Source organism: Rhizobium sp. P43 (assembly GCF_056730705.1).
Window position 1 is genome coordinate 3,873,005 of the sequence record NZ_CM161539.1, and the last position, 22,085, is coordinate 3,895,089.

Genomic DNA, 22,085 nt, shown 5'->3' on the forward strand with positions numbered 1-22,085 from the left:
CGACTGCTTCATGACAGGCGGATGTCAGAGCCGGCGCGAAGCAATTGCCGACATCCTCGAAAACTGGTAAGACCGCGCGCATGGGATCGAAATTCGGATGCCTCGCGAACCAGTTTATCGTGCTGCAGGACCACAAGCGTCTGCCGGCACGCTTTTTCGCGCGCGTTCAAGGGGCCCTGGCGAGCCTTCGCGGCTGAGCTCCTGCGACCGGACAACCGGCGCGATAAGACCTCACACTTCAAGAAATCCCGTTACTTCAGTCTGGATGGAACTCACCCATGAGCGCACCTCGCACCCTTTACGACAAGATCTGGGACGACCACGTCGTCGATCGCCAGGACGATGGCACCTGTCTCCTCTACATCGACCGTCACCTCGTGCATGAAGTGACGAGCCCCCAGGCCTTCGAAGGTCTGCGCATGGCCGGCCGCAAGGTTCGCGCGCCGCAGAAGACGCTGGCCGTTGTCGACCACAACGTGCCGACTTCGCCGGATCGCCACCTCGGCATCAAGAACGAGGAAAGCCGCATCCAGGTCGAGGCGCTCGCCAACAACGCGGCTGAATTCGGCGTCGAATACTACTCGGCCTCCGACAAGCGTCAGGGCATCGTGCATATCGTTGGTCCGGAACAGGGCTTCACGCTGCCGGGCATGACCATCGTCTGCGGCGACAGCCACACCTCGACGCATGGCGCTTTCGGCGCGCTGGCGCATGGTATCGGCACGTCCGAAGTCGAGCACGTGCTCGCGACCCAGACGCTGATCCAGAAGAAGGCAAAGAACATGCTGGTGCGCGTCGACGGGAAATTGCCCGAAGGCGTCACCGCAAAGGACATCATCCTCGCCATTATCGGTGAAATCGGCACGGCCGGCGGTACCGGCCATGTCATCGAATTTGCCGGTGAGGCGATCGAGGCGCTGTCAATGGAAGGCCGCATGACCGTCTGTAACATGACGATCGAAGGTGGCGCCCGCGCCGGCCTGATCGCGCCGGATGAAAAGACCTTCGAATACATCAAGGGCAAGCCGCGCGCTCCGAAGGGTGAAGCCCTCGAACAGGCGATCGCCTATTGGAAGACGCTGAAGTCCGACGAAGGCGCGCATTTCGATCGCGTCGTCGTTCTCGATGCCGCCAATCTGCCGCCGATCGTCTCCTGGGGCTCGTCGCCGGAAGACGTCGTCTCGGTTCAGGGCGTCGTTCCGAACCCAGATGATATCCAGGACGAGACGAAGCGCGCTTCCAAGTGGCGTGCGCTCGACTATATGGGCCTGAAGCCCGGCACGAAGATCACCGACATCGCGATCGACCGCGTCTTCATCGGCTCCTGCACCAATGGCCGTATCGAAGACCTGCGCGCCGTGGCCAAGGTTGTCGAAGGCAAGAAGGTGGCCTCCACTGTTTCCGCCATGATCGTTCCGGGCTCCGGCCTTGTGAAGGAACAGGCGGAAGCCGAAGGCCTGGACAAGATTTTCAAGGAAGCCGGTTTCGACTGGCGCGAGCCGGGTTGCTCGATGTGCCTTGCCATGAACGATGACCGCCTGAAGCCGGGCGAGCGCTGCGCCTCGACTTCGAACCGCAACTTCGAAGGACGTCAGGGTTTCAAGGGCCGCACGCATCTTGTCTCGCCTGCCATGGCAGCCGCTGCCGCGGTGGCCGGCCACTTCGTCGATATCCGCGACTTTCACTAAGTCAAAGAACTGACCTGAACCGAGATCGACCGCCCGCTCACACAGCGGGCGGTTTCTTTTTGGCCGCCGGTTGCAAACACAGGTGAAGCGACTATCGTCGCGCTGTCACAAAACTGTCATATGCGGCGCACAGGTCTCTCATGAACATCCACGAACTTCCCCTCTCGACCCGCAGGCAGCGGTCGTGAGCACGGTTGCCGTCGGCCTCGCGCTGCTTGCCGCTATCCTGCATGCGAGCTGGAATGCTTTTTTGAGAACGGGCGCGGATCGGCTGTGGTCGATCACGGTGATGAGCCTTGCGGGCAGCATCATCTGCCTGCCCTTTCTCTTCATCCTGCCGGTCCCCGGGGCGGCCGCCTGGCCCTATATTCTGGTCTCGGCGGGCCTGCAGGTGGGTTATAGCCTGTTCCTTGTCGCTGCCTATCGCCATGGAGAGCTTGGCCAGGTCTATCCGATCGTGCGTGGCACCGTGCCGCTCCTGGTGACGCTTGGCGGTTTCCTGTTCTTCGGAGAGGTTCTGGGGCCGTGGCAGACGCTCGGCGTCGTCATGATCGCGGCCGGCATCATGAGCCTGTCGCTCGGCAAGACGAGAGCCGCCACATCCTCGATCCTGTTTGCGCTCGCCACGGGCCTGATCATTGCCTGCTATTCGACGGTGGATTCGCGCGGCGTGAAGATGGTCGAGCAACCGGCGGCCTATGCGCTCTGGGTTCTCTTCCTCTTTGGCCTGATGATCACGATCGCCTTCGTGATCACCCGCCGGGGTCTTGTCATCGATTTGAAATCGCCGGTGACCTGGAAGGCCGTCGGGGGCGGCGTGCTGGCCATGCTGGCCTATGGCCTGGTGGTGGTGGCCTATGCCTATGCACCGGCAGGTCTTGTCACGGCGGTGCGGGAGACGAGCGTCGTCTTTGCCGTCCTGATCGGAGCGCTGCTGTTGGGCGAGCCGCTGACCCTGCGACGCCTTCTCGCCTGCGTCGTCGTGGCCGGCGGGGCAATCAGCATCAGCCTCTAATACCAAGTGTCGATGATAGGAACCCATAGGATCGGCTCGACCGCCCTTTCTGGCTAGGAGAGGTCCGAAGAGCGATGCTTGCGCATCGGTCAAGGAGCTCGACGACGCCAGAACGGGCGGGAAGCCGACCAAAGGTGGCTTGTTGCAGGCCCCTGGCGTTGTTGCGCCGCTTGGCCGATGCGACAGCATCGCCCGGCGCGCCGCGTCTAGCCAGAGACCCGCAATAAGCCATCCTATCGGTTCCTATCATTGACACTTGGTATAAGCGGCCAAAAAAGAAGCCCCGCGAACGGGGCTTCCATAGGGGTCGTTCGAGGAGATTACTCTGCCGAGTCGGCGGAGTTGGCGTTGAGCTGGCCGTATTTCTCTTCGCCGATCTTGGAGAGAAGTTCGAGCTGGGTCTCGAGGAAGTCGATATGGCCTTCTTCGTCGATCAGCAGCTGTTCGAAGATCTTCATCGAGACGTAGTCGCCGGCCTGATAACAGATGTCGCGCGAGGCCTTGTAGGAGGTGCGGGCGTCGTATTCGCCGGCGAGGTCGGCTTCCAGCACTTCCTTGACGTTCTGGCCGATGCGCAGCGGGGCTACCGTCTGGAGGTTCGGGTGGCCTTCGAGGAAGATGATCCGGTCGATGATCTTGTCAGCATGCTGCATTTCCTCGATCGATTCGGCCCGCTCCTTCTTGGCGAGCTTCGTGTAGCCCCAATCGTTGAGCAGGCGGTAGTGCAGCCAGTACTGATTGACCGCGCCGAGTTCGAGGAACAGCGCCTCGTTGAGCCGTTCAATGACCTTCGGATCACCCTTCATGATGTTCGTCCCTTGTGTGAAATCAATGATACAACTCTAGCGCCGGTGTTTTGACCTGTCGAGCCTTTTTTAGAAGGATTCTAATTCTGGAGAATGGCGTGAAACATTCATGACAGGATGCACAACGCGTTATGTGCCCTGTCTTTGCAGCGCTTATGACCGAAGCTTCGGAATTTCGAGCTGGAATATGTGGCGGTCTGTTCTGAGGTGAGGCGTCAGCCTGCAGCGCGCTTTGCAACCATCATCGCCTGACGACGCTCGGCGAGGGCGGCCTTCTGCTCTTCGTGGAACTGCTTCAGCCGTTCCATGAAATTGATGACCTTGGTTTCCTCGGTCTGGCGCGCGGCGTGATATTCCTCGGTGGTGCGAATGATGAGATCGACGACATTGGGGAAGCAGCCGCAGCAGCGACCGCGCTTGCCCATGGCATGGTAGACCTTGCCGGGGACGATCAGCTGCCAACAGTCTTCATCGAGCATCTCGGTGATGACGGCCTTGATGTCCTTGTCGGTGATGTAATTGCAGCTGCAGACCAGCATGGTCGGGCACTCGTCAAACATGACATTCACTGTCGTCTTTCTCTTAAACCAGATGCCCTTTGTCAAGAAAAATCGCGCAGGCGCGTCAGATGTGATCGCCGGCAAATCAAGCCTGTCAGTGGAAATTCCGTCCTTTCGGCATGAGATCCGCCATGGCGCTGCGGCGGGGATGGCCGGGCGGCGGGGCGGCGGGCAGAGGCGTGCGGGCAGGCTTTTCCCGTTTCGCCTGGCGTTGATCCACACCCGGACGGCGCACCTCGTCGGCATGGGCGAGCGTTTCGAAGCTCTTCAGGTCTTCCAGCAGCAGGCCGAGCCTGGAACTTGCATCGACCAGGTGGCCGGCGACGACATGAATGACCCCGTGCGCCTTTTGCAGACGCCCGCGCAAAGTGACCAGCCGGGCTCCCATGACGATCGGGCGGTAGCGCTCGAAGACTTTCGGCCAGACGATCACATTGGCCGTTCCGGTTTCGTCTTCGAGTGTCATGAAGATAACCCCCTTGGCCGAACCCGGCCTCTGGCGGACCAGCACCAGGCCGGCAACCGCCACCTTGGCGCCATGGGGAAGGGTTTCGAGATCGGCTGCGGATTTCAGCCCCGCCCGCTGCATGGCGTCACGCAGAAACGAGACGGGATGGGCTTTCAGGGAGAAGGTCAGGCTGCGGTAATCGCTCAACACTTCTTCGCCGGGCAGCATGCGGGGCAGGACCATCTCCGTTTCGCGCTGCAGATCGTCCTCAGGGCTGCTTTCGAAGAGGGGCAGCACTTCGACCGCCGCATCCCCATCGAGCGCCTGGGCGGCCCAAAGGGCATCGCGGCGGTTCAGTCCGAGTGAGGAAAAGCAATCCGCATCGGCGAGTTTCTCGATGACTGCGCGTGGCAGCCGTGTGCGCAGCCAGAGATCGCGGATGGAATCGTAACCGGTGCCGCGTCTTTCAACGAGATGATCCATGGCCTGTTTCGGCACGCCCTTGATCTGGCGGAAGCCGAGGCGGACCGCTTTTTTCGAGCGAATGACTGATGTCATGGATCGATGCCGGCTGGCGATGCGGGCAGGGTCGAAGGCGCCTTTCTCCTGCTCGTCTCCTTCCAGAAGACAATCCCAGGCGGAATGGTTGACATCGACGGGACGGATATCGACGCCGTGTTCGCGCGCATCGCGGACAAGCTGCGCCGGGGCATAAAAGCCCATGGGCTGGGAATTGAGGATCGCGGCACAGAAGACATCCGGATAGAAGGCCTTGAACCAGCAGGAGACATAAACCAGCAGGGCGAAGGAGGCGGCATGGCTTTCCGGGAAGCCGTATTCGCCGAAGCCTTCGATCTGGCTGAAGCAGCGGGCGGCAAAATCCGGATCGTAGCCATTGGCCACCATGCCCTCGATCATGCGCTTCTGAAAGCTCGAGACCTGGCCGGTGCGGCGGAAGGTGGCCATGGCACGGCGCAGCTTGTCGGCCTCTCCCGGGGTGAAGCCGGCAGCGGTGATGGCGATCTGCATCGCCTGCTCCTGGAAGAGGGGGACACCCAGCGTGCGCTTGAGAACCGTGCGCAGTTCATCGCTCGGATAGTCGATCGGACGGCCGGCGAGCTTGTCCTCCCGTCGCTTCAGATAGGGATGGACCATGTTGCCCTGGATGGGGCCGGGCCGGACGATCGCCACCTCGATCACCAGATCATAGAATTCGCGGGGCTTCAATCGCGGCAGCATGCTCATCTGGGCCCGGCTTTCGATCTGGAAGACGCCGATCGTATCGGCACGGCAGATCATGTCGTAGACTTCGGGGCGTTGGTCTTCGTTGATCGAGGCGAGGGTCTCCTCGACGCCATAATGGGCGGAGAGGAGCTTGAAGGCCTTGGCAAGGCAGGTGAGCATGCCGAGTGCCAGGACATCGATCTTCAGGATCTTCAGCGTGTCGAGATCGTCCTTGTCCCATTCGACCATAAAACGCCCATCGGCCGTGTTCATGATCGGGACGACTTCGTCCAGGCGGTCGCGGGTGATGACGAAGCCGCCGACATGCTGCGACAGATGGCGTGGGAAACCCTGCATGGCCTGGGCATAGGATAGAACCCGGCGGGTCGTCGGATCCTTGAGGTCGAGGCCTGCGGCATTCGCCTGTTCCTCGGTGAAATCGCTCGTCCACCAGCCCCAGATCGATCCGGCCAGCGCCGACTGTACGTCTTCCGACAGCCCGAAGGCCTTGGCGACTTCGCGGCCGGCAGAGCGGGCGCGGTAGCTGATCACGGCCGCCGTCAGGGCGGCATGTTCCTTGCCATAGGTGTCATAGATGAAGCGGATCACATCCTCGCGCTTCTCATGCTCGAAATCGACGTCGATATCCGGTGGCTCGTCGCGTTCGGTGGAGATGAAACGGTCGAACAGAAGGGTCGTCTTCTGCGGGTCGACCTCGGTGATGCCAAGGCAGAAGCAGACGGCGGAATTGGCGGCCGAGCCGCGCCCCTGGCAGAGGATGCCTGCCTTTCGCGCATGGCAGACGATGCGGTAGACGGTGAGGAAATAGGGTTCGTAGCGCTTCTCGGCGATCAGCTTCAGTTCGTAATCGAGGAGGCCGAGCACCTTGCGCGGAATGCCGTCCGGATAGCGTCTGCTGGCGCCTTCATAGGTCAGCCGCCGCAAGGCCAGGGCTGGAGATTCGCCATCGAAGATCTCGTCTGGATACTGGTGTGACAGTTCATCCAGAGAAAACTTAAGCCGGCTAAAGAAATTGACGTTGTTGTCGAGAGCTTCCGGCCAGGCGCGCAACAGACGGGCCATTTCGGCCGGGCTCTTCAGGTGCCGTTCCGCATGGGCATGCAGTCGAAGCCCTGCTTCGGCGATCGTGACATGCTCGCGGATGGCGACGACCACGTCGGCTACTGGTTTTCGGTCCGGGGCGTGATAGAGCGCGTCATTCGTGGCAATCAGCGGGATCCGCAGCCGCCTGGAAATTCCGTTGAGTTCCGCAAACGTCTTTTCGTCGAAACCGTCATGGCGGGGCACGAGCGCCAGATACAGACGATCCCCCAACCGATGACGGATGGATGAGAGGCTTGCCTCGAAGGCGTCGACATCGGTTTTCCCAGGCATGGAAGGCGGCATGGCGACGAAGAGGATGTCCTTGTCCCATGCCAGCAGATCCCTTTCCCAGAGCGTGCAGACCCCCTTCTTCGAGCGCAGATTGCCTTCGCTCAGCATGCGGCACAGATTGCCCCATCCCCTGCGGTTCATCGGATAGGCGAGAAGCTCGGGCGTGCCGTCGTCGAAGGCAAGACGGGCACCGGGCCGGAATTCGAGGCCGTTCAGTTTGGCGGCCGCATGTAGGCGCACCACCCCGGCCACGGTGTTTCGATCGGCAAGGCCGAGACCCGAGAGGCCGAGAAGAAGGGCTCGTTCCACCAGTTCCTCGGCATGGGAGGCTCCCTCCAGAAAGGAGAAGTTGCTGCGCAATCCGATCTCGTAAAACGGTTTCATCGTCACGGTCCGCGCTTCACGCGAAGAAACCCTGGAGGAACCAGTTCGGCGTCACCGTGCGTCGTTCGTAAAGACCCTCGCGATAGAGCCAGAAGCGCTGGCCGTCGGCGTCCTCGATGCGGAAATAGTCCCGTGGCGGGGCCTCTTCGCCGTCGACCCACCATTCCGGCGAGAGGCGTTCGGGACCTTCCGCCCTGACGACGCGACGCTGCACACGGCGCCAGCGAAAGCTGGCCGGCGGGCCGTCCGGCACGACGGACATGACCTCGACCTCTTCCGGTCGATGAAGCAGGCGCAAGGGCCGGAGGGCGCGCACCGGCCTAAGGGATATCTGAGGCCACGAAACGGCAAGATCCGTTGTCTTGAGTGCATCGGCGGCCGGTGCGTGGATCGATGCTCTCTCCGGCCAATGGCTGGCCAGGGCTACGGGAAGGCGAAGTGCCCGCTCGCCCAGCCTGGCCGTCACCTGGTCGAGGAAGCGTGTGAGGTCTTCCCGGCCATCCTCTTCGCTTTCGAGGGCTGCCTGGCGGACTTCGAAAGGCTCACTCAGGAGAACATTCAACCGGACGAGTTCGAAACCAAAACCTGCGTCGAGATCATCGTGGATGACGGAAAGCCGCTCCTGGAACAAAGCCCTGATACGGACGGGATCGCGCAAGGGTGCGGAGGCCCCGATCTCGATGCGAAAGACCTTTCCATCGACCCTGAAGACCAGGAGTTCGAACAAGCGCCCGCCTTCCCCCCGGGCTTCGAGCGAGACCTTCAAACCTGCCGCGAGACGACCGGCTATATCGAGGATCTGATCCTCGGTCATGATCGGATCTGCAAGCCGTCGTTCGGCCGACAAGATGGGGACATGCCGCCTCGGCGAAATCGGCTCTCCTTCCCGTCCGAGTGCCTGGTCTAGACGCAGCATGGGTTCCGGGCCGAAGCGACGCGTGATCGGAGGGCGCGGGGCAGGGATGATGTCACCGATGGTCTTCAGGCCGACACGGGCGAGGTTCATCACCGTCTGCGGGTCGAGCCTCAGGGCCGAGATCGGCAAGGGGTAAAGCGCCGACACTGCCTCCGTGGGAGTGACGCGCCGTGGGCCGTCAAAGCGGCTGCAGGCCCGGGCGAGACCCGGTGTCGGGCCGACCGCGATGCGGACAGCAAGACCGAAAGCCGTCATTCGGCGATCGACATCCTCGATCAGCCTCTCCTCACCGCCGAAAAGATGGGCGCAGCCGGTGATATCCAGCATCAGGCCGTCTTCGCCGTCGAGGGCAACCAGCGGCGTATAGCGGTCACACCAGTCGGCGATGGCATCGAGCAGAGCGCGGTCGGCGGCGGGATCAGCCTCGACCACGTCGAGGTTTGCACAGATGGCGCGGGCTTCCGCCAGGCCCTGGCCGGTTCGCAGACCGAAGCCTTCGGCGCTTTCATCCAGCGCCGTGATGCGCATGCTATTGGCCGAGCGGCCGGCACAGACCAGCGGCGCGCGCTCAGGATGCGCGGTCGAGCCGGGGGGTAAACGCCATGAGAGACCCCAGCGACGCCGGGCGATGCGATCGGTCGGGAGCCTTGGGAAAAACAGCGACAGAATGCGGCGATCCGAGGCCTGAGGGTGCGAGCTGTTCGAAAAGGCGAAGGCGGCGGTCATCGGAATTCCACTCCAGAATGAGTTCGGGTGAGCCCGGGATGCGGGATTTTTCAAGGGTGATGCGAAAGACGGGGGATCCTATGCTGCCGCCCAGCAGGGACCCGTCGGCAAGATGGCGCGCCGCCGCCGGCGCGGGTTCGACAGACAGGCGAAGAAGGGCGCTCGATGCTTCTTCTTCGCCGGCCTGGCGGAGTACCAACAGCCTGCCACCGGTGGCTCGCGCCTTGAGGCTCAGGCGCCTACTTTCGGTGAGGCCGAATTTCTTCGGATTGCCATGCACTTCGAGAAGCACGGTCGAAAAGGCGCGCGAGGCAAGGGCTGCCTCGGCGAGCCAGAGCGCATCCTCGATGCGGCGTGGCAGGGCATGCACCAGGGCGCAGGAGGTCAGGCCGAAATCCAGGAGGCCGGGGGCATAGGCAAGGCCGGCTTCGCGCACCACCTGGGGATCGGCGATGAAGAGCAGCCTTTGCCGGCCGACGCCTTTCGTTTCCGCCGCCATCAGGGCCATGGCCAGACCGAGACCTGTCACGCTCCCTGCCTGCTGCAGCTTCTGCCCGCGCAGCTCCAGCAATGTGCCGCGGGCCAGCATGTCCCGCATCAGTGTGTCGAAGAGATCCTGCTTTTCACGCTGTCCGTCCGAATGGACGGATGCCGATCTGTCAGCCGTGCCTTGGGCTGTCAGGCGTGCGGCATGGTCCGGCTTTCCCTCGATCCGGGCAATCGCCTCCCGCAAGGCAAAAAGCGTCTCGCGCGCCTGAGGGCTCTCGCCCATGACGATCTCTCCTGATGAATTGTTCTCTATTTGTTCCCTATGGATTCCAGAGCTTTCTAAAAGAGTCAACCGGATTCAGATAAGAATTTATTCCTCGGTTGAATTCACTCTCGAAATACGCTCGCAAACATCCTATATCTGCCGGCAGTAAGGAGTACTCATGGCCCGCATAGACCAGAGCGAGGATTGGCGCGAACGGCACGCCCCGACGATCAGCACATTCGAGTCGCTGGCGATCGAGGCCTACGGGCACCTGCCCCAGGAGTTCCGCGACCTGAGCCGCGATCTCATCATCGAGATCGCCGATTTCCCGACCGATGAAGTGTTCGAAGACATGGCGCTCGAGACGCCTTTCGACCTGCTCGGCCTGTTCGAAGGACGCGGGATTTCCGAGCGTTTTTCGATGGAAACCGGCATGATGCCGAACCGCATCATCCTCTATCGCCGGCCGATCCTCGACTACTGGGCCGAAAACGAGGAAACGCTGGGCGATATCATCACCCATGTGCTGATCCACGAGATCGGTCACCACTTCGGTCTGTCCGATGACGACATGGAGAGGATCGAGGAAAGCGCCGAAGAGGCCGCGGCTGCCGATCGCTGATTTCGGCTCATCATCCCAGGGATTTCAGCCCGAGTGTCCAAACCGTGCCCGGTAGGCGGCGGGGCTGGTTTGCAGCCGCGTGCGGAAATGATGGCGGAGCGTTGCCGGTGTGCCGAAGCCCGAAGCAATCGCGATGTCGTCGAGCGGCAGGCTTGCCTTGCGCTCCAGCAGGTCACAGGCGTGGCGCAGCCGGCGGGTCATGAGGAATTCACCGGGGCTCTGGCCTGTCAGGTCGCGAAAGCGGCGCTGGAAGGTCCGGTTGCTCATCCCCGCCCGTGCGGCCATTTCGGCGAGTGTCACCTCGTGCTGCAGATTGGCCTCGATCCAGTCGATCAGCGGGCCTATCCGCTGTCCTTCGCGCTCCTGTGGCACAGGCTTGACGATGAACTGTGCCTGTCCGCCTTCCCGATGGGGTGGGACCACAAGACGACGGGCAACGCTGTTGGCGGCCTCGGTGCCGAAATCGTGGCGGACGACATGCAGGCAGAGATCAATGCCGGCCGCACTGCCGGCGGCCGTCAGAATCTGGCCTTCGTCGACATAAAGCACATCTGGATCGAGATGGACGTCGGGATGTCTTTGCGCAATCGTGTCGGCATAGCGCCAGTGGGTCGTGGCTTTCAGGCCATCGAGGAGGCCGGTCGCGGCCAGCACCGCCACGCCGGAGCATAGCGACATCAGGCGTGCGCCCCGGACATGGGCCGCTCGCAGCGCCTCGATCAACGAGGCTGGGACCGGCTGGTCGATCCCGCGCCAGCCGGGCACGACGATCAGATCCGCCTCTGCCAAGAGTTCCAGCCCGCCGGAAGCGCTGACCGTCAGACCGCCGGCGGCGCGCAGCGGCCCCGGCTCGATCGCGGCTGTCGCGTGGCGATACCAGTGCTCTCCCATTTCCGGTCGCGCAAGGCCGAAGACCTCAACGGCAACCCCGAATTCGAAGGTGCAGAGGCCGTCATAGGCGAGCGTCACGACGCGGGGTCCCGTCAGCGGCGAGGATAGGAAAGGTGATGCTGGCGTCATTGGCGTGATCTTTACGCATGTTGTCATTCACGCCAGTTTTCTGAATTCCCCAGAAAAGGCAAGCTCCTGTCGTCAAACCTCGAAAGGAGTCCGCCATGCCAAGTCCCGTCAGTGAAATTCCCGCCGCCGATCCCGTCCTCGTCGCGCAGCACTATCAGGCGCGGCTCGCCTTCGAGACGGACTGCTGGGATGTGCATGAGGTGATGAGCCGCGGCGAGGCGGATTTCGTGCTTCTCGACGTGCGCGGACCGAAGCTTTACGAGCGGGGGCATGTGCCCGGCGCCATCAACCTGCCGCATGGCAAGATGACCGAGCGGAAGATGGCGGACTGGCCCGAGGACACGCTGTTCGTGGTCTATTGCGCCGGGCCGCATTGCAACGGCACGGATCGGGCGGCGCTTCGGTTGGCGCTGCTCGGGCGTCGGGTCAAGGTGATGATCGGCGGGATGACAGGTTGGGCCGATGAAGGGTTTGATATCGCAAGCGGGGCCTGATCCTGGCCAAAGGTTCGCTCATCCTGCCAGATGGGCGAACTCGGCGACGACCTCTTCGTAGACGCGGCGCTTGAAGGGCACGATGAGACCCGGCAGGTCCTGCATCGGCTTCCAGGCCCAGGCGTCGAATTCCGCTTCGTGCCCGCCCGGCGGCGGGTTGATTGCAATCTCGCTTTCGTCGCCTTCGAAGCGGAAGGCGAACCAGCGCTGGGTCTGGCCGCGGAACTTGCCCTTCAAGCCGATGCCGATCAGCTCGGCAGGCAGGTCGTAATTGATCCAGCGACTGGCTTCGGCCAAAAGCGACACCGTCTTGATGCCGGTTTCCTCGTAAAGTTCGCGCATGGCGGCCGGCAATGGGTCTTCGCCCGGATCGATCCCACCCTGGGGCATCTGCCAGAGCTGCGGCGAACCGTCATATTCGGAATTGCCTTCCGGAATGCGTCGGCCCGACCAGACAAGACCCTCCCGGTTCAGCACCATGATCCCGACACAGGGGCGATAGGGCAGGTCTTCGGCCTTCACCTTGGGCTTGGTCGATTGGAACTCGGTCATGATATCCTCAAGGTCTGTTTTCATTGGCGAGCGCGGAGACGCCGACGAATTCGATGCCGCGGGCAACCGCTTCATTACGCCATTCGGCGACCGCTGCAATGGTTTCGTCGAAGGCAGCGCCGACACCGATTGCCTGACCGTTGCGCCTTGCGATCCGTTCCAGTTCGTCCAGCTTGGCCAAAATCGCCTGGCGATCAACCTGCGTGTCGATCATCACGTCGGCAAAGGCATGCGGAAAACCGATGGCCTTGGCAAAATCGCCCGAGAGGGAACGGGCCGTCGAGCCGTCGTCGAGGAACATCAGGCCGCGCTTGCCGATATCCCGCATCACCGGATCCATGGCCTTGTCGTCGGAGAGGAAGCGGGCACCCATATAGTTCATGATGCCGGTGTAATTGGTGATCTGCGCCATGGCCTGATGGAGATTGGCGATGTTGGTCGCCGCCGACTTTTCCGTCAGCAGCGTGCCGCGCCCGGGATCATTGGCCGGGAAGTCGAAGGGCTCCATCGGCACCTGAAGCACGATCTCGTGACCCTTGCGGCGGGCCTCCTGCATCCAGCGCTGCAGACTGTTGCCGGTTGCGGCGAAGGCAAGCGTGATATCTTCGGGCAGGTCGCGAATGGCCATCTGGCTGCCGGTCTGGCTGAGGCCGATCCCGCCGATGACGATGGCAATGCGGGTTCCTCGCGCACCCGACCACGGGCGCGCGTAAAAATCCACCGGACGCAGACCCGAGGCGGAGACCGTCGGAAGCTCGCCCGCATCGGTCAATTCGATCAGGTCTTCATTGGGCTGGCCGGCAAGCCTCGGGTCCTGCGTCGGGGCGTTCCCGATAACGACCGGACCGGTGCGGGCATTGGGGCTGAAGGTGGTGACGACATTGCCATCGGCCGTGGTGGTGCGACGGAGCACGGCGCCATCGTTCGGGCCGCTGGTCGAAATGCCCGCCGGCTGATCGGTTGGGCGGCGCTCTGCCGTGTCCTCTGCGACAACAGCCGTTTCGGGCGGACGAGGGGTGAGATTGATCGGCGGTTCGCTGCGCAGTGCCGTCGGAGACAGTGAGGTCCAGGCGGAGAGGCCGACCAGTGTGAGCACGGCAAAGGCAGAGGTGACCTTGGACAGGCCAAAGCGACTTTTGCCCTGGGATCTGTCCTTTCGCTCCCGACCGAGCGGTGCATGCAGGTCCATGCGAAACTTCCAGTGATGCCGCCAAGCGGATGCAAAACGACCGCCCGCGCATCAGGGATACGCGGGCGGTCGGATCAGATGATTACTGCAAGGCAGCCTTTTGCGGATCGGCCGGGAAGGCCGGATCGGTCTTCACGCCGCGCAGCAGATCGAGTGCATAGTTGAGCTGCACGTCGTCCTTGGGCTCCGGCGGCACGTAAGCCACAGAGCCCGAGCCTTCCTCGTTTTCGTTCTGGCCCTTGATGTGGCCTGGTAGTGCCGATTCACCTTCGGTGCGAACCTTGCCCTGAAGCTCTTCCGGCAGCGGCTGCTCGACCTTGATGTCGGGCTCGATGCCCGTGCCCTGGATCGAGTTGCCCGAGGGCGTGTAGTAGAGCGCCGTCGTCAGGCGCAGCGCGCCCTTGTCACCCATCGGAATGATGGTCTGGACAGAGCCCTTGCCGAAGGAGCGGGTGCCGAGCACGGTTGCACGCTTCAGGTCCTGCAGGGCGCCGGCGACGATTTCCGATGCCGATGCCGAGCCGCCATTGACCAGCACTATGATCGGCTTGCCATCGGTGATGTCGCCTGCAGTTGCGTTGAAGCGGCGGGTATCCTGGGGATCGCGCGAACGGGTCGAGACCACTTCGCCACGCTCCAGGAAGGCGTCGGAGACGTAGATCGCCTGATCGAGCAGACCGCCCGGATTGAGGCGGAGGTCGAGAACATAGCCCTTCAGCTTATCGGCTGGGACTTCCTTCTTGATCTTCTCGATCGCAGCTTCCAGGTCGTCATAGGTCTTTTCGGTGAAGGAGATGACGCGGAGATAGCCGACATCGCCTTCGACGCGGGACTTGACCGCGCGGATCGGGATGATTTCGCGAACGACGGTGATTTCGAGCGGCTTGTCGGCGCCCTCACGCAGGATCGTCAGCTTGATCGGCGTGTTGACCGCACCGCGCATCTTTTCGACGGCTTCCTCGAGCTTCAGGCCGCGAACCGATTCGCCGTTGATCTCGGAGATGAAGTCGCCGGCCAGGATGCCGGCCTTGGCGCCCGGCGTGTCGTCGATCGGGGTGATGACCTTGACGAGCTCTTCTTCCATGGTGACTTCGATACCGATGCCACCGAATTCACCGCGCGTCTGGGTCTGCATGTCCGCCGCATCCTTGGCGTTCATGTAGACCGAATGCGGATCAAGCGAGGTCAGCATGCCGTTGATGGCACTTTCGACCAGCTTGTTCTCATCCGGCGGCGTCACGTACTGGGCGCGAATGCGCTCGAAGACGTCGCCGAAGATTGACAATTCCTTGTAGGTGGAAGCACCCGCCGCCTGGGCCGGGACACCTGCGGAATAGATGACGCTCATCGCGGTTGCGCCCATCAGTGCGCCGACGAGAAGAAGAGAGACCCTACGTATCATTCTGTGCCTTTCCAGAATCGCCTCCGACCCACCAGGGACGGGAATCAACCGGTTTACCGTCTTTCCGAAGTTCAATGTAAAGAGTTGGCCGATCGGTTTCCAGCGCGAATGCTGTCGCACTTGCCACTCTTTTCTCACCCATGGTCGCCAACGGCTCCCCGGAGAGCACAAACTTGCCCTGGCTGGTGCTGATCCGGTCCATACCGGACAGTACCATATGATAGCCGTCGCCCGTGTTCAGAATGATCATCTGGCCGTAGCTTCGGAAATTTCCAGCAAACACCACCCATGCATCCGCCGGTGCGGTAACCAGAGCGCCGGGCTGCGAGGCAATCACGATGCCCTGTGCCTGGTGGCCTGTCCCGTCCGGATCGCCGAACTGACGCAGGGTTTCGCCGGCAACCGGCAAGTCCAGTTTCTGCTTCAGTTCAGAGAAAGGATATGCTGGCGCAATACGGTTTTTATCGGGCAGTCCAGACTGGGCAAGCTCCAGCGCGCGGGCCCTCTGCTCCTCGCTCATCTGGCTGCGTTTGGCCTCTTCGGCACGGGCAAGTTCGGCTGCCTGGCGCACCGAGGTGATCTCGCTTTCAAGCGAACGGATGAGCGCTTCCATGGTCGAGGCCCGCTCGGCAAGTGCTTCCGATTGCTTGCGTTCCGCCTGCAGCTGCAGGGAATTGGTGCGGGCGAGACGCTCGTTTTCCGCCACCAGCAGATCCATGCGCCGCTCTTCTTCCTGGCGGTTGGCGATGGCTGCCACCAGGCCATCCATTTCCTTCTTGCCGGCGTCGCGGAGCGCTATCAACTCTTCGAGATCGGCGGCCAGCTTGTCCGTCTCGTGGCGGATGCCGGGCACGACGGCGCCGAGCAGAATGGCGGTGCGGACCGAGCCCAGCGCATCCTCGGGGCTGACGAGCAGGGCCGGCGGCGGGTTGCGCCCCATGCGCTGGAGAGCGGCCAGAACTTCCGCAAGCACGGCCCGGCGTTCCCTGAAGGAGCCACGGATCTGATCTTCACGCAGGCCGATATCGGCGAGCCGCTTTTCGCCTTCACTGATCTGCTTTTCGATGTCCTTGCGACGCTTGGCGGACTCGATCAGTGCCGTCTTCAGGCTTTCCGAGGTCTTTTCCAGCTCCGCGATGCTCTTTTCGAGCTCGCTCGCCTTTTCTTCCGAGAGCTTCATGCTGGCGGCGATTTCCTGCAGTTCGGAACTCACCTGGTCGCGCTTGGCCCGCAGCTCCAGTGCCGGGTCGGGTGCAGCGGCCTGGGCTACGCGTCGATCGCCGGTCTCCATCGCAGCGGTGGGCAGCGCTCCGGTCGTTTCGCCGACTGGCGTGCTCGACCCGGGGGCCGGGGGCGCTTCCGCCTCCTGCGCATGGATCGAAAGCGGGACTGTCGGAGCGAGCAGCCCTGCCATGACGCAGGCCAGGGCGAAGCCGGCCTTCCGGCGGCCGCCTTTCAGGGGGACTGCAATGTCTTGGACAAGGGTGGGCAATGGCTCTATCCGGTTCGGCGGCGAAAATACGCTGATTTGCGCACAAGGCAAAGCATTGCTCGCCGATCGGCATCGATGCGCTCAAACGCGGTGATAGGGATGTCCCGTCAGGATGGTCACGGCGCGATAAAGCTGCTCGGCGATCAGGATGCGGACCAGCTGGTGCGGCCAGGTGAGTTTGCCGAGGTTGAGGACGAGGCGGGCGCGATCACGCAGCTCCGGGTCGATGCCATCGGCGCCACCGATGACGAAGGCCATGTCGCGCTGGCCGTTATCGGCGGCATCGCCGACGAATTTCGCAAATTCGGCGCTGTCAAAGGCCTTGCCGCGCTCGTCGAGGACGACAATGAGCGCGCCGTCGGGGATCTGGCGGGAAAGCTCTTGGGCTTCCTCGCGCTTTCTCGTGTCGGCATTGCCGGCGCGGCTTTCATTCAGCTCAACCGAGCGGGTGAATTCCAGGCCGCATTGCGGTCCGGCCTTGGCGAAGCGGTCCAGATAGCGGGACGCGAGTTCCTTCTCCGGCCCGGCTTTCAGCCGGCCCACGGCATAGATGCCTATCTTCATGCGGGCAGTCCCTGGTTCAGGTCACAAAACCATCTCTATCGGCAGGAAGAGACCCGCCGTGTCAATCCGGCTTCGGGACCGTCCATCAGACGGCCGGCCGTTTTCAGTGCAGGCGATCCTCGATGTCCGGAGCGGCCCACATCTTTTCGATGTTGTAGAACTCGCGGATTTCGGGTCGGAACACATGCACGATGATGTCTCCCGTGTCGATCAGCACCCAGTCGCCGGTCTCCAGGCCTTCGACGCGGGCAGAGCCCAGGCCTTCGTCCTTGAGGTCGGACATCAGGTGTTCGCTGATCGCCGTCACATGACGGTTCGAGCGTCCGGACACGACCACCATGTAGTCGCCCAGCGCCGATTTACCGGCAATGTTGATGGAGACAATATCTTCTGCCTTCGAGTCCTCGAGGCTTGCGAGGACCAGCTCAAGCGCACGGGCTGCGGCATCGGCGCCACGTTCCATGCTCTTCGGGATTGCGCGGGAAGCGCGTCCCTTGGTGTGTACTGTTGTCAGAGTTCGTCCTTTCCTTGGAATAACAGAACAGCACGTCTGCGATTCTCATAACTTCGATCGCCACCAAAAGGTGGCATCGATCCGAAAAAGTTTCAAGGCATGGTCGAAAAGGTGCCGGGATCGGGCCTTCACGATTTTTTCGTTGCGGCGGCGGCGGCGCGGATCGCCGACGAGCTCAAGGTGGAGCGGGGGCCATGGATGAAGGTCCAGGCCGGCGCCCGTTTCTGCCAGAGCATGCCGGCATCCTCCTCGTCGATGCGGGCATAGTCGAAGGTGCGCGCCATCTTCGAGGAGAGATAGGCAAGCGTCGAGCCAGGGCGGTCGATCACGGCGATCGGGAAGGTTGTGGCGATCTTCTGCCAGCGCTGCCAGCGATGGAAGCCGGCGAGATTGTCGGCACCCATGATCCAGATGAAATGGACATGCGGATTGCGGGCGCGGATGAAGTCCAGCGTGCGGGCGGTGTAGCTGGTGCCGAGCGTCTTTTCGAAGGCGGTCACTTTGATCCTGGGATCGGAGGCCATGGTCTCGCAGGACGCGAGGCGCTCTGAAAGCGGGGCGAGTTCCCGGCGGTTTTTCAGGGGGTTGCCCGGAGTCACCAGCCACCAGAGTTGATCGAGACCGAGGCGGCGAAGCGCGATCTCGGCGACCAGCACATGGCCCTGGTGCGGCGGATTGAAGGAGCCGCCGAAGAGGCCGACCACCATGCCGCGCTCGACATGCGGCATCACGAGATGGCGATGGGCGAGCGCCTCGTCCGCCACGTCAGGGACGGACCTGGCCGTTGCCGCGGACGCGGTACTTGAAGGATGTCAGCTGCTCGACGCCGACGGGGCCGCGCGCATGCATTTTGCCGGTCGCGATGCCGATTTCCGCACCCATGCCGAATTCGCCGCCATCGGCAAACTGGGTCGAGGCGTTGTGCAGCAGGATCGCGGAGTCGATCTCGTTGAAGAAACGTTCGACGACGGTGGGATCTTCGGCGATCACCGCTTCGGTGTGGTTCGATGAATAGCGGGCGATATGATCGATGGCGCCACCGATGCCGTCGACCACGGCGACCGAAATCACCGCGTCGAGATATTCGGTACGCCAGTCCTCTTCCGTCGCCGGTTTCAGGCCCGGGATGACCCGAAGCACTGTCGCGGAGGCGCGGATCTCGCAGCCGGCTTCGGTCAGCGCCTCGATCAGCGGCTGGAGATGCGTGGCAATCGCCGCGCTGTCGACCAGCAGTGTCTCGGCGGCACCGCAGATGCCGGTGCGGCGCATCTTGGCGTTGACGACGATCTTCTTCGCCATGTCGAGATCGGCGGAACCGTCGACATAGACGTGGCAGAGGCCTTCGAGATGGGCAAAGACCGGCACGCGGGCTTCCTGTTGGACGCGGGCAACAAGGCTCTTGCCGCCACGGGGTACGATCACATCGATCGAGCCCTCAAGGCCCGAAAGCAGCGCGCCGACGGCTGCACGATCGGTTGTCGGCACCAGCTGGATCGCATCGGCGGGCAGGCCGGCGGAAACGAGGCCCTTGACCAGGCAGGCATGGATAGCGCGCGATGAATTGGCCGAGTCCGAGCCGCCGCGCAGGATAACGGCATTGCCGGCCTTGAGGCAAAGCGCGCCGGCATCTGCCGTGACGTTGGGACGGCTCTCGTAGATCACGCCGATGACACCGAGCGGCGTGCGGACACGCTCGATATGCAGGCCATTGGGGCGGTCCCATTCGGTGATAACGGTGCCGACGGGATCCGGCAGTTCGGCAATCTCCCGCATCGATTGGGCGATGGCTGCGACGCGGGCGGAATTCAGGGTCAGGCGGTCGATGAAGGATGCGGCAACGCCGGATTCTGCGGCGTTCCTCAGGTCTATCGCATTGGCGGCCAGGATTTCGGCCTCGGCCTTCACCAGGGCATCGGCCATGGCAAGCAGCGCCTTGTTCTTCGCCTCGGTGGATGCGATCGCGAGCGGACGGGCCGCGGCGCGGGCGCGGCGACCGATGTCGAGCATCAGGCCATCGACGGAATTCTGGTTCGACACGGTATCAAGCATGGGCTGCATCCTTCCGGTCGCCGGCGTTTGCGTCCCGCTGGCCGAGTTCTGTCATGACGAGGTCGTCGCGATGGATCATCGCGGCACGCCCGGCATAGCCGAGGATCTTCTCGATCTCGTTGGATTTGCGTCCGCAGATGCGGCGCGCCTCGTCGGCATCGTAACCGGCGAGACCGCGCGCGATCTCGCGGCCTTCGATCGTGACGATCGAAACGGTATCGCCGCGATGAAAGGCGCCGGAGACGGAGCGAACACCCGCCGGCAGAAGGCTTTTTCCCGAGCGGAGAGCCCCTTCAGCGCCGTTGTCGACCTGAAGCGTACCGGCCGGCTGAAGCTGACCGGCGATCCAGGTCTTGCGCGCCGTGACCGGCGACTTGGAGGCTGCAAACCAGGAATGACGGGCGCCGTTCTCGATGGCTGAGAGCGGATTCATGGTCTTGCCCGAGGCGATGATCATGGCGCAGCCGGCGCTGGTTGCGATCTTGCCGGCATCGATCTTGGTGCGCATGCCGCCGCGCGACAGTTCCGACGCTGCCCCTCCGGCCATGGCTTCGATTGATGGCGTGATTTCCTCGATCGTGTCGAGGAACTGCGCGTTCGGGTCGAGATGGGGCGGCGCCGTATAAAGGCCGTCGATATCGGAAAGCAGGACGAGCAGGTCGGCGCCGGCCATGGTGGCGACGCGGGCGGCCAGGCGATCATTGTCGCCATAGCGGATCTCGGTCGTCGCGACCGTATCGTTCTCGTTGATGATCGGCACGGCACCGATCTTCAGGAGTTGATTGAGGGTGGCACGGGCATTGAGATAGCGACGGCGCTCCTCGGTATCGCCGAGCGTCAGCAGGATCTGGCCAGCGACGATCTGGTGGCGAGACAGGCTTTCAGACCAGTGGCGGGCGAGCGCAATCTGGCCGACGGCCGCGCAGGCCTGGCTCTCTTCGAGCTTCAGCGCGCCCGAGGGCATGTCGAGCACTGTGCGGCCGAGCGCGATGGCGCCCGAGGAGACGACCAGCACATCCGTGCCGCGGGCCTTTAGCGCTGCGATGTCATCGGAGATCGCGTCGAGCCATGGCTTGCGAATGCCCGAGCCACGATCGACCAGCAAAGCAGAGCCTATCTTGATGACGACACGCTTGACGCGGGAGAGCGAACGGAGCCTGGCAGCCATCAGTCGTCGCCTTCTCCGTCGAGCCCTTCATCCAGGCTGCCGTCTTCGTCCCGCTTGTGGCGGTTCTTCTCGCGCTTTTCCGGCAGCGGCAGATTGCCCTGGGCGGCGACGATGACATCGCGGAGCGCGCGCAGCGCATCGGTCATGCCCTTGTTGGTGATGGCCGACAGAAGAAGGGGCGTCTGGCCGCAGGCCTTCTTCAGTTCCGTCGCCTTCTTCTTCAGTTCGGCTTCGTCGAGCACGTCGATCTGCGACAGGGCCACGATCTCCGGCTTGTCTTCAAGGCCGCCGCCATAGGCGTCGAGTTCATGACGTACGGTCTTGTAGGCCTTACCGACCTTTTCTTCCTGGGCGGAGACAAGGTGCAGGAGAACACGGGTCCGCTCGACATGGCCGAGGAAGCGGTCGCCGATGCCGACACCTTCATGGGCACCTTCGATCAGGCCGGGAATGTCGGCCAGGATGAATTCGCGGTCGTCGATGGTGGCAACGCCGAGGTTCGGATGCAGCGTGGTGAAGGGATAGTTGGCAATCTTCGGCCGGGCACGCGTGACGGATGCCAGGAACGTGGACTTGCCGGCATTGGGCAGGCCGACAAGGCCGGCGTCTGCAATCAGCTTGAGCCGCAGCCAGACGGTCTTTTCCTCGCCTTCGAGGCCAGGATTTGCCCAATCGGGCGCCTGGTTGGTCGATGTCTTGAAATGGGCATTACCGAAACCGCCATTGCCGCCCTTGGCGATGCGGAATCGCTGGCCTTCGACCGTCATGTCGACGATCAGGGTCTCGTTGTCTTCCTCGAAAATCTGCGTGCCGACGGGAACCTTCAGCGTCACGTCTTCGCCATTGGCGCCCGTGCGGTTGCGGCCCATGCCATGCGTGCCGGTCTTGGCCTTGAAGTGCTGCTGGAAGCGGAAGTCGATCAGCGTGTTCAGGCCGTTGACGGCCTCAACCCAGACATCACCGCCACGACCGCCGTCGCCGCCGTCAGGTCCGCCGAATTCGATGAATTTTTCGCGCCGAAACGATACAGCGCCGGCGCCGCCGTCGCCCGAGCGAATATATACCTTAGCCTCGTCGAGAAATTTCATCTTGCTGCCGTCAAT

General features: G+C 62.7%; 19 protein-coding genes and 1 pseudogene. 4 read left to right on the top strand and 16 right to left on the bottom strand.

What is annotated here, in order from left to right:
• Positions 1-278: 278 nt before the first annotated feature.
• Both leuC and AC1PUL_RS19285 read left to right on the top strand, forming a co-directional pair.
• Positions 279-1,688: a 3-isopropylmalate dehydratase large subunit gene (gene leuC, locus AC1PUL_RS19280; protein WP_298461078.1), complete on the top strand. Its 1,410-nt coding sequence runs from the start codon at positions 279-281 to the stop codon at positions 1,686-1,688.
• 184 nt (positions 1,689-1,872) lie between these two features.
• Positions 1,873-2,703 carry a DMT family transporter gene (locus AC1PUL_RS19285; protein WP_480465644.1) on the top strand — a complete coding sequence of 277 codons (831 nt, stop codon included), beginning with the start codon at positions 1,873-1,875 and terminating at the stop codon, positions 2,701-2,703.
• Positions 2,704-3,023: 320 nt separating this feature from the next.
• On the opposite strand, the gene bfr is transcribed toward AC1PUL_RS19285, so the two are convergent.
• The 5 genes and pseudogenes from bfr to AC1PUL_RS19310 form a co-directional block, all read right to left on the bottom strand.
• Positions 3,024-3,509, bottom strand: coding sequence for a bacterioferritin (bfr, locus tag AC1PUL_RS19290; protein ID WP_480465645.1), 486 nt, complete (start codon positions 3,507-3,509; stop codon positions 3,024-3,026).
• A 215-nt stretch (positions 3,510-3,724) separates the two neighbouring features.
• Positions 3,725-4,144 (bottom strand): annotated as a pseudogene (locus AC1PUL_RS19295) ((2Fe-2S)-binding protein).
• A 19-nt stretch (positions 4,145-4,163) separates the two neighbouring features.
• Positions 4,164-7,520: an error-prone DNA polymerase gene (locus tag AC1PUL_RS19300; RefSeq protein ID WP_480465646.1), complete on the bottom strand. Its 3,357-nt coding sequence runs from the start codon at positions 7,518-7,520 to the stop codon at positions 4,164-4,166.
• Between the two features lie 16 nt (positions 7,521-7,536).
• Positions 7,537-8,964, bottom strand: a complete 1,428-nt coding sequence (locus AC1PUL_RS19305) for a Y-family DNA polymerase (protein WP_480465647.1) — start codon at positions 8,962-8,964, stop codon at positions 7,537-7,539.
• A gap of 40 nt (positions 8,965-9,004) precedes the next feature.
• Complete coding sequence (locus AC1PUL_RS19310; RefSeq protein WP_480465648.1) at positions 9,005-9,934, bottom strand: hypothetical protein; 930 nt, start codon at positions 9,932-9,934, stop codon at positions 9,005-9,007.
• Between the two features lie 160 nt (positions 9,935-10,094).
• Between AC1PUL_RS19310 and AC1PUL_RS19315 the strand changes: the two genes are divergently transcribed.
• The gene (locus tag AC1PUL_RS19315) at positions 10,095-10,538 is read left to right on the top strand and encodes a metallopeptidase family protein (protein WP_006724327.1); all 444 of its coding nucleotides are present in this window, start codon (positions 10,095-10,097) and stop codon (positions 10,536-10,538) included.
• A 24-nt stretch (positions 10,539-10,562) separates the two neighbouring features.
• Here AC1PUL_RS19315 and ftrA read toward each other — a convergent pair whose 3' ends face one another.
• Entirely contained in the window at positions 10,563-11,585 is a 1,023-nt protein-coding gene (gene ftrA, locus AC1PUL_RS19320) for a transcriptional regulator FtrA (RefSeq protein WP_480465649.1), read from the bottom strand.
• Between the two features lie 68 nt (positions 11,586-11,653).
• Here ftrA and AC1PUL_RS19325 point away from each other — a divergent pair, with 68 nt between their 5' ends.
• Complete coding sequence (locus AC1PUL_RS19325) at positions 11,654-12,052, top strand: rhodanese-like domain-containing protein (protein WP_480465650.1); 399 nt, start codon at positions 11,654-11,656, stop codon at positions 12,050-12,052.
• An 18-nt stretch (positions 12,053-12,070) separates the two neighbouring features.
• Here the strand turns inward: AC1PUL_RS19325 and AC1PUL_RS19330 are convergent, their stop codons facing one another.
• The 10 genes from AC1PUL_RS19330 to obgE form a co-directional block, all read right to left on the bottom strand.
• Entirely contained in the window at positions 12,071-12,604 is a 534-nt protein-coding gene (locus AC1PUL_RS19330) for an RNA pyrophosphohydrolase (protein WP_480465651.1), read from the bottom strand.
• A 7-nt stretch (positions 12,605-12,611) separates the two neighbouring features.
• On the bottom strand, positions 12,612-13,793 hold the full coding sequence (locus AC1PUL_RS19335) for a divergent polysaccharide deacetylase family protein (protein WP_480465652.1): 1,182 nt from the start codon (positions 13,791-13,793) through the stop codon (positions 12,612-12,614).
• 82 nt (positions 13,794-13,875) lie between these two features.
• On the bottom strand, positions 13,876-15,195 hold the full coding sequence (locus tag AC1PUL_RS19340; RefSeq protein ID WP_480465653.1) for a S41 family peptidase: 1,320 nt from the start codon (positions 15,193-15,195) through the stop codon (positions 13,876-13,878).
• The gene (locus AC1PUL_RS19345; RefSeq protein WP_480468637.1) at positions 15,185-16,609 is read right to left on the bottom strand and encodes a murein hydrolase activator EnvC family protein; all 1,425 of its coding nucleotides are present in this window, start codon (positions 16,607-16,609) and stop codon (positions 15,185-15,187) included. The genes AC1PUL_RS19340 and AC1PUL_RS19345 overlap by 11 nt, the downstream gene beginning before the upstream one ends.
• A 159-nt stretch (positions 16,610-16,768) precedes the next feature.
• The gene (gene rlmH / locus AC1PUL_RS19350; protein ID WP_136559888.1) at positions 16,769-17,251 is read right to left on the bottom strand and encodes a 23S rRNA (pseudouridine(1915)-N(3))-methyltransferase RlmH; all 483 of its coding nucleotides are present in this window, start codon (positions 17,249-17,251) and stop codon (positions 16,769-16,771) included.
• A gap of 103 nt (positions 17,252-17,354) precedes the next feature.
• Positions 17,355-17,765 carry a ribosome silencing factor gene (rsfS, locus tag AC1PUL_RS19355; protein WP_298461167.1) on the bottom strand — a complete coding sequence of 137 codons (411 nt, stop codon included), beginning with the start codon at positions 17,763-17,765 and terminating at the stop codon, positions 17,355-17,357.
• A gap of 128 nt (positions 17,766-17,893) precedes the next feature.
• Positions 17,894-18,493, bottom strand: a complete 600-nt coding sequence (locus AC1PUL_RS19360) for a nicotinate-nucleotide adenylyltransferase (protein WP_480468638.1) — start codon at positions 18,491-18,493, stop codon at positions 17,894-17,896.
• Positions 18,494-18,530: 37 nt separating this feature from the next.
• Positions 18,531-19,814: a glutamate-5-semialdehyde dehydrogenase gene (locus tag AC1PUL_RS19365; RefSeq protein ID WP_480465654.1), complete on the bottom strand. Its 1,284-nt coding sequence runs from the start codon at positions 19,812-19,814 to the stop codon at positions 18,531-18,533.
• On the bottom strand, positions 19,807-20,982 hold the full coding sequence (gene proB, locus AC1PUL_RS19370; protein ID WP_480465655.1) for a glutamate 5-kinase: 1,176 nt from the start codon (positions 20,980-20,982) through the stop codon (positions 19,807-19,809). The genes AC1PUL_RS19365 and proB overlap by 8 nt, the downstream gene beginning before the upstream one ends.
• Entirely contained in the window at positions 20,982-22,070 is a 1,089-nt protein-coding gene (gene obgE, locus AC1PUL_RS19375; RefSeq protein ID WP_480465656.1) for a GTPase ObgE, read from the bottom strand. The genes proB and obgE overlap by 1 nt, the downstream gene beginning before the upstream one ends.
• Between the last annotated feature and the right edge of the window lie 15 nt (positions 22,071-22,085).